This window comes from Flavobacterium sp. (assembly GCF_003525665.1).
In the GTDB taxonomy this organism is placed as follows: Bacteria; Bacteroidota; Bacteroidia; order Flavobacteriales; family Flavobacteriaceae; genus Flavobacterium.
On the sequence record NZ_DQDX01000203.1, the window covers coordinates 8,935 to 17,318 of the forward strand.

Annotated in this window: 6 protein-coding genes; all 6 read left to right on the forward strand. The window is 33.1% G+C overall.

The window, feature by feature from the left end:
* The first annotated feature begins 59 nt into the window (after positions 1 to 59).
* From DIU01_RS14355 to rfbB, 6 genes are read left to right on the forward strand one after another with little or no spacing between them, the layout of a single operon-like run.
* A complete protein-coding gene (locus DIU01_RS14355; RefSeq protein WP_290835624.1) occupies positions 60 to 836 on the forward strand; it encodes a polysaccharide biosynthesis/export family protein in 777 nt (258 codons plus the stop codon).
* Positions 837 to 851: 15 nt separating this feature from the next.
* Positions 852 to 3,317, forward strand: coding sequence for a polysaccharide biosynthesis tyrosine autokinase (locus tag DIU01_RS14360; RefSeq protein WP_290835626.1), 2,466 nt, complete (start codon positions 852 to 854; stop codon positions 3,315 to 3,317).
* On the forward strand, positions 3,317 to 4,288 hold the full coding sequence (locus DIU01_RS14365) for an SDR family oxidoreductase (protein ID WP_290835628.1): 972 nt from the start codon (positions 3,317 to 3,319) through the stop codon (positions 4,286 to 4,288). The genes DIU01_RS14360 and DIU01_RS14365 overlap by 1 nt, the downstream gene beginning before the upstream one ends.
* Before the next feature lie 42 nt (positions 4,289 to 4,330).
* A complete protein-coding gene (locus tag DIU01_RS14370) occupies positions 4,331 to 5,722 on the forward strand; it encodes a UDP-glucose 6-dehydrogenase (RefSeq protein ID WP_290835630.1) in 1,392 nt (463 codons plus the stop codon).
* Positions 5,723 to 5,746: 24 nt separating this feature from the next.
* Positions 5,747 to 7,024, forward strand: a complete 1,278-nt coding sequence (locus DIU01_RS14375) for a nucleotide sugar dehydrogenase (RefSeq protein WP_290835632.1) — start codon at positions 5,747 to 5,749, stop codon at positions 7,022 to 7,024.
* Between the two features lie 13 nt (positions 7,025 to 7,037).
* The gene (gene rfbB / locus DIU01_RS14380) at positions 7,038 to 8,084 is read left to right on the forward strand and encodes a dTDP-glucose 4,6-dehydratase (RefSeq protein WP_290835634.1); all 1,047 of its coding nucleotides are present in this window, start codon (positions 7,038 to 7,040) and stop codon (positions 8,082 to 8,084) included.
* Positions 8,085 to 8,384: the final 300 nt, after the last annotated feature.

Below are 8,384 nucleotides of genomic sequence, written 5' to 3' on the forward strand. Positions count from 1 at the left end.
TAACTTTTTTATTTTTAGATTTGAAAAATCTATCTTTGTTTGCTAAATTATTTTTATAAATGAATAATCGAATTGTTTACCTACTTTTATTAATTGGACTATTTTTTACTTCATGTGTTCCAACGAAAGATTTAATTTATTTGCAAGATAAAGGAAACTCCAAAGAGGAAGTTGTAAATCAATCTAATTTAAAACCATACCGACTTCAAACAAATGATATCTTAAGCATCAATATCAAAGCATTAGATACGCGTTTAGTTGAAATGTTTAATACTGGTGCAACTGGTCAAAGTCAGGAAAGTTTATATTTTACAGGTTACAGTGTTGATGATCATGGAAATATTCGAATTCCGGTTTTAGGCGAGATGAATGTATTGGGTTATACAATAGAAGAAGTTAGAAAAAAGATTGAAGAAAAATTATTGAGTGATTACTTTAAGCAAGAGGCACAAATATTTGTAAATGTTAAGTTAGCAGGATTGCGATATACTATTAATGGAGAAATAGGTTCGCCTGGAACAAAAGTATTGTATCAAGATAAGGTTAATATTCTTGAAGCTGTAGCTAATGCTGGCGATATTGCAATTACTGGCGATAGAAAAGATGTTAAGGTGATAAGACAATTTCCGCAAGGCGCACAAACTTTTAGTATAGATTTAACCGATGCTGTTGCTACTAAATCTAGTGTGTATTATTTACAACCTAATGATTATATCTATATAAAACCGCTTAAGCAAAAAACTTGGGGAACAGGAAAAACAGGTATAGAATCACTCGGAACAATAATTACGCTTTTATCTCTAGCAACAACAACTTTTTTATTACTTAGAAATTAAAACCTACAATTACGAATGTTAGATATAAAAGATTTTTCTTTTTTTGAAAACCAAAACAGTTTTGATTTTAAGGGCTTTTTAATCAAAACAGCAAGTTATTGGAAATGGTTTGTTTTAGGGCTAATTATTTGCTTAACGATTGCGCATCAAATTAATATTAGAAAGCAACCGATTTATTCTCTTGAAGCCACAATGGCGATTTCTGAACAGAAAAATCCTCTTTTTACTTCCAATACTAGCTTGGTTTTTAATTGGGGCGGAACTTCAGATCAAGTTCAAACAATAGCTTCTACTCTGAAATCGCGTTCTCATAACGAGATAGTTGTAAGTAAATTAGACTACTTTGTTGAATATTTGCAAGAGCAAAAATACTACACACAAGATGTTTATGGTTTAACTCCTTTTGTGGTAAAACTTGATAAATCCAAAAATCAAATATACCAGCGACCAATTCGAATCAAATTTATCTCACAATCGGAATATGAAATAGAATTAGATTTTGAAGCAAGTTCATCGGTTACCGTTATCAATTATAGCACTAATACAACAGATAACGTCTCTGTGGTTAATGGAGTTTACAAAAAACGATTTAAAGTTGGTCAGCCAATAAATCTTCCTTTTTTAAACTGGACATTAGAAATTAAAGGCACTCCAGAAAACTATGTAGGAAGCGAATATATTGTAAGTTTAAATTCATTTGACGGTGCGGTTTCAAGATATAGAAATGTAAATGTTGCTATCGATGATAAAGCAGGATCGATCCTTAAATTGTCGATGGAAGGGACAAATAAACCTAGAATGGTTGATTATCTTAATGAGACAATTTCTACGTTAATGAAACGTCAATTGGATAGTAAAAATTTATTTGCAGAAAACACTATAAAGTATATTGATACCACTTTAACTTTAATGGAAGGTGAAGTTAGAGTTGCCAATGACGAATTAAAAGACTTCAGTAGAAATAAAAATATTATTGAAATTGAAAGTAAAGGTCAAGCTTTTCAGGACAAAATATCAGAATTAGACGTTTCTAATGATGATATTAATAGGAAATTGAATTACTACAATACACTAACTAATTATTTAAAAAGCAGTACAGATTATTCTAAACTTCCAGCGCCATCAGTTGCAGGTATTGATGATCCCAATATTGGAAAGAATGTTTCGAGCTTAATTGCTTTATCAGTAAGAAGATCAGAAATGGCTTATTCTGTAAAAAGTGAGTTGATGTTTAATACGATAGACAATGAGATAACTGCACTTAAAAAGGTTTTATTAGAAAATATTGTTACTGCAAAAGGCGCTATCCAATACGAATCATCACTAGTTAAAAGTAAAATTAGTCAAGCAGAAAGCAAGATTATGCAATTGCCAGAAGATAGTCAGGCCTATTTGAAAATCATGCGAAAATACAATTTGAGTAATAGTGTTATCGATGCATTTCTTCAAAAAAGGCATGAGGCACAAATTGTTAAGGCAGCTAATTTATCAGACATTCAGTTTATTGATCCAGCCAAAGATATTGGTGGCGGTTTAATTGGTCCGCGAACTGGTGTGAATTACGTAATTGCAATTTTCCTTGGATTATTAATTCCGTTATCAATTGTATTTTTAATTTTCTTTATAAATAATTCGATACAAAATACAGATGATGTTTCTAATTTAACCACTATTCCATTAATTGGTGTTGTAGGAGTAAAGCAATCTTTCAATAATCTAGCAGTTTTTGATAAGCCCAAATCGGCATTGTCAGAATCCTTTCGTGCTATTCGATCCTCATTACAATTTTTATATAAGAAGCAAAAGCTCGATGGGTCCAAAACGTTGATGTTAACTTCGTCTGTGAGTGGTGAAGGAAAAACATTTTGTTCTATAAATATCGCTACAGTATTTGCTTTAAGCGAAAAGAAAACAGTAATTGTGGGATTGGATTTAAGAAAACCAAAAATATTTGAAGATTTCAATTTGAAAAACGAAATTGGAGTTGTCAATTATTTGATTGGTCAAAATACCTTAGAAGAAATTACAAACCATACTAAAGTTCCTTATTTGGATGTTATTACTTCTGGGCCAATTCCTCCAAATCCATCCGAATTAATTATGGGTGAATCGTTACAAGAATTATTAGAAAGATTAAAAGAAAAATACGATTATATAATTCTTGATACGCCTCCAGTTGGTTTAGTTACCGATGCTGTAGAGTTATCTCAATATTCTGATGTAACTTTATACGTAATGCGACAAAATTTCACCAAAAAAGAAATGGTTAATTTGTTGAATAACAGAGTGAAAAGAGGAGAGTTGAACAACGTAAGTATTATACTAAACGGATTTGAGAATAAAGCAAAATACGGTGCTGGTTATGGGTATGGCTACGGCTACGGCTATGGCGCGTATTCTAATGGATATCATGATGATGATGAACCTAAAAATATTTTTGTGAAATATTTCAACAAGCTTTTTAAGAAAAAAATAAGTTAATGAGTGAAAAGATTCTTATAACTGGTGGTGCTGGTTTCATAGGTTCTAATCTGTGCGAGTATTTTTTGTCTAAAGGTTATTTTGTAACTTGTTTGGATAATTTTGCTACAGGTCATAGAAAAAATATTGAAGCACTTTTGAGTAATGAAAAGTTTGCATTAATAGAAGGCGACATAAGAAATATAGCAGACTGTAAAAAAGCTGTAGAAGGTGCAAATTATGTACTTCATCAAGCGGCTTTGGGTTCGGTTCCTCGTTCAATTAATGACCCTGCAACTACTAATGAAGTTAATGTTTCTGGTTTTTTAAACATGTTGATTACGGCTAGAGATGCCAAAGTTAAACGATTTGTATATGCGGCAAGTTCCTCTACTTATGGTGATTCTGAGAGTTTACCTAAGGTTGAAGATGTAATTGGAAAACCACTTTCGCCTTATGCAATTACAAAATATGTAAACGAATTGTATGCTACTAATTTTAGTAAACTATATGATATCGAAACAATTGGGTTGCGTTATTTTAATGTTTATGGAAGAAAGCAAGATCCACATGGTGCTTATGCGGCAGTTATTCCTAAATTTGTTTCGCAATTGATAAATAAGGAAGGCATACAAATAAATGGTGACGGAAATTTTTCAAGAGATTTCACCTATATCGATAATGTGATTCAAATGAATGAGCTGGCTATGTTGACGCAAAAATCACAAGCGATTAATACCGTTTACAATTGTGCTTTTGGAGAGCGAACTACTTTGAATGAAATGGTGCATTATTTAAAAGAATATTTAACAGAATTTGATGCTTCAATTGCAAAGGCTGAAGTATCGCATGGGCCAAATAGAGTAGGTGATATTCCGCATTCGTTGGCAAGTATTGATAAGGCAAAGGAATTGTTGGGTTACGAACCAAAGTTTTCGTTTAAAGACGGATTGAAAGAAGCAGTAAAATGGTATTGGGCTAATTTAAAATAGCAGCATTACCTATAAATAATAAAGATTTAGAAAAAAATAGAAATGAAAATTACTAATATTTGTTGTATCGGAGCAGGATATGTTGGTGGACCAACTATGGCAGTTATTGCTCAAAAATGTCCACATATTAAAGTTACCGTAGTAGATTTAAATACCGATAGAATTGAAAAATGGAATGATGAAGATGTAGATAACATTCCGGTGTATGAACCAGGTTTGGGCGAAATTGTAAAACACGCTAGAGGAAAGAATTTATTTTTTTCTACTGAGGTCGATAAAGCAATTGATGAAGCACAACTTATTTTTATATCGGTAAATACGCCAACTAAAACCTATGGTTCTGGAAAAGGTATGGCAGCCGATTTAAAATATATCGAGCTCTGTGCTAGACAAATTGCACGTGTTTCTAAAGATGACAAAATTGTTGTAGAAAAATCTACTTTACCGGTGAGAACAGCCGAAGCAATAAAAAATATCCTTGATCATACAGGAAATGGTGTTCAATTTCAAATACTTTCTAATCCAGAATTCCTTGCAGAAGGTACTGCGGTAGAAGATTTATTGGCTCCAGATAGAGTTTTAATTGGTGGTGATACAACACCAGGAGGTCAAAAAGCCATTCAAGCACTAGTTGATGTTTATGCTAATTGGGTTCCTAAAGATAGAATACTTACTACTAATGTTTGGTCGTCTGAACTTTCTAAACTTACAGCAAATGCTTTTCTAGCGCAAAGAGTTTCTTCAATAAACGCTATGTCAGAGTTGTGCGAGAAAACTGGTGCAGACGTAAATGAAGTAGCAAGAGCTATTGGTATGGATAGCAGAATTGGTTCCAAATTCTTAAAATCATCTGTTGGATTTGGAGGTTCTTGTTTTCAAAAAGACATTCTAAATTTGGTTTACATTTCCAAATCTTTCGGATTACATGAAGTAGCTGATTATTGGGAACAAGTAATCATTATGAACGACCACCAAAAAAGAAGGTTTTCTAAAAAAATAGTTTCTACCTTATATAATACGGTTGCTGATAAAAAAATCACTTTTCTAGGTTGGGCTTTCAAAAAAGACACTAATGATACAAGAGAATCTGCTGCCATTTATGTAGCCGATGATTTAATCAATGAGCAAGCAAATATTGCCGTTTTTGATCCAAAGGTTGAATACAATCAAGTGATTTCCGATTTGAATTATTTAGAAAGTAGAGCATCACATAAAAATGAAGCTTTCGTTAAATCATTTTCTGATCCTTATGAAGCTTGTAAAGATTCGCATGCTATTGCAATTCTTACCGAATGGGACGAGTTTAAAGAGTATGATTGGAAGAGAATTTACGATGCTATGTTAAAACCGGCTTTCGTATTTGACGGAAGAAATCTCCTTGATAGAGAAAAATTAACTTCAATTGGTTTTCAATATCAAGCAATTGGATCTTAAATAAATACGTTTACCCAAATTACAATGAATATAAAAATAGCAATAATTGGTTTAGGATATGTAGGATTGCCTCTTGCAAGGTTGTTCGCAACCAAATATCCTGTTGTCGGTTTTGATATTAATCAAAAAAGAGTCGATGATCTTAACAATGGTATCGATTTTACACTTGAAGTCGACAAAGAATTATTGCAATCTGTTCTTGCTGAGCGACCATCAGAAGAAAATGGTTTGTTTTGTTCTACAAAATTAGAAGACATTAAAGACTGTAATTATTATATAGTTACCGTTCCAACGCCAGTTGATAAAAATAATAGACCCGATTTAACTCCATTATATAAATCAAGTGAAGCGGTTGGAAAAGTTCTTAAAAAAGGCGATATTGTTATTTATGAATCCACAGTTTATCCTGGATTAACAGAAGAAGAGTGTGTGCCAGTTTTAGAACGTGTATCCGGATTAAAATTCAATTTAGATTTTTTTGTAGGCTACTCTCCAGAGCGAATTAATCCAGGTGATAAAGAGCATACAGTAGATAAAATTCTAAAAATTACAGCTGGTTCCACTCCCGAAATCGGAATTAAAGTAAACGATATTTATAAGTCGGTTATCACTGCTGGAACCCATTTGGCACCCTCTATTAAAGTTGCAGAAGCAGCCAAAGTTATTGAAAATGCGCAGCGCGATATTAATATTGCCTTTGTAAATGAGTTGGCTAAAATTTTTAATATTCTAGATATTGACACTCAGGCAGTTCTTGAAGCTGCTGGAACAAAATGGAATTTTTTAAATTTCAAACCTGGTTTAGTTGGAGGACATTGCATTGGAGTTGATCCGTATTATTTATCTCAAAAAGCGCAAGAAGCAGGGTATCATCCTGAAATAATTCTTGCTGGACGACGTTTAAATGATAGTATGGGCGAATATGTAGCTTCTAGAATTGTGAAGTTGATGATTAAAAAACGAATTCCTGTAAATCATTCTAATCTGTTGATGCTCGGAATTACTTTCAAAGAAAATTGTCCTGACGTTAGAAATACCAAAATTGTTGATGTAATTCTATCGTTAGCCGATTATGGAATTAATGTTTCAATTTACGATCCATTGGCCAATCCAGAGGAAGTAAAGCATGAATATGGATTAGAAACAATTACTGAACTACCAAATGAAAAATACGACGCCATTGTTTTAGGTGTTGCCCATAAAGAATTTTTAGATTTAGATTTAGAACAATTTAAAAAACCCGAATCTGTAATTTACGATGTGAAAGGTGTTTTAAAATGTGAAATTGATGGAAAATTATAATTTTAAATAAAAAATGAAAAAAATAGTAATCACTGGTGGTGCTGGATTTATTGGTTCGCACGTAGTAAGAAGATTTGTAAACAACTATCCTGATTATCAAATTTATAATTTGGATGCACTTACCTATGCGGGAAATTTAGAAAATATTAAAGATATCGAGAATGCTCCTAATTACACTTTTATTAAAGGTGATATTGTTGATGCCGATTTTATTAATGACCTATTTCAAAAGCATCAATTTGATGGTGTGTTGCATTTGGCAGCAGAGTCGCACGTAGATCGATCTATCACTGATCCGTTGAGTTTTGTGAAAACAAACGTTATTGGAACCATGAATCTTTTAAATGCGGCCAAAACTATTTGGAAAGACAATTTTGACGGCAAACGTTTCTATCATATTTCTACCGACGAGGTCTATGGTTCGCTTGGTGCCGAAGGTTTATTTACCGAAACTACGTCGTACGATCCTAATTCTCCATACTCAGCTTCTAAAGCAAGTTCCGATCATTTTGTGCGTGCTTATGGCGAAACTTACGGATTGCCTTATGTAATTACCAATTGTTCTAACAATTATGGAACGTATCATTTTCCAGAAAAATTAATCCCGCTTTTTATCAATAATATCATCAATAATAAACCACTTCCTGTTTATGGTGATGGAAAATACACACGTGATTGGTTGTTTGTAGAAGATCATGCGGTGGCTATTGACTTGGTTTTTCACGAAGGTAAAAATCATGATACCTATAATATTGGAGGATTTAACGAATGGCAAAATATTGATTTAGTAAAACTTTTGTGCAAGCAAATGGATGCTAAATTAGGAAGACCTGCAGGAACATCAGAGCAATTGATAACTTACGTAAAAGACAGACCAGGACACGATTTGCGTTATGCAATAGATGCTTCTAAAATTAATAAAGAATTGGGTTGGAAGCCTTCTGTTACTTTTGAAGAAGGACTTGAGCGAACTATAGATTGGTATTTGTCTAATGAAGAGTGGCTTAACAATGTTACCTCTGGTGATTATCAGAAGTATTATGATAAGCAGTATTTGTAGTTTAGTAAGTGACTAGTGATTGTGAGTGGTTAATAGCGGTTTAGCTTTTCAATAGTTCTCGATTAGCTACGCTCAGTTCGACAGAAGCCTCGGGTCAATTTTACTCCATTTCATTCCGCAAAATCACTCGAAGTGACGGTAGAGTGGATTTGTTTTCAATAGTTCTCGATACAATTTTACTCCATTTCATTCCGCAAAATCACTCGAAGTGACGGTAGGGTGGAATAGTGGTATAGGTTTTCATGGGTTCTCGATTAGCTGCGCTCAGTTCGGCAGATGCCTCGGGTCAATTTTACTTTT

Bases quoted from the DNA above. Each gene is read 5' to 3' on its own strand.
- DIU01_RS14355 (WP_290835624.1), top strand. From the start codon at position 60: ATGAATAATCGAATTGTTTACCTACTTTTATTAATTGGACTATTTTTT.
- DIU01_RS14360 (WP_290835626.1), top strand. From the start codon at position 852: ATGTTAGATATAAAAGATTTTTCTTTTTTTGAAAACCAAAACAGTTTT.
- DIU01_RS14365 (WP_290835628.1), top strand. From the start codon at position 3,317: ATGAGTGAAAAGATTCTTATAACTGGTGGTGCTGGTTTCATAGGTTCT.
- DIU01_RS14370 (WP_290835630.1), top strand. From the start codon at position 4,331: ATGAAAATTACTAATATTTGTTGTATCGGAGCAGGATATGTTGGTGGA.
- DIU01_RS14375 (WP_290835632.1), top strand. From the start codon at position 5,747: ATGAATATAAAAATAGCAATAATTGGTTTAGGATATGTAGGATTGCCT.
- rfbB (WP_290835634.1), top strand. From the start codon at position 7,038: ATGAAAAAAATAGTAATCACTGGTGGTGCTGGATTTATTGGTTCGCAC.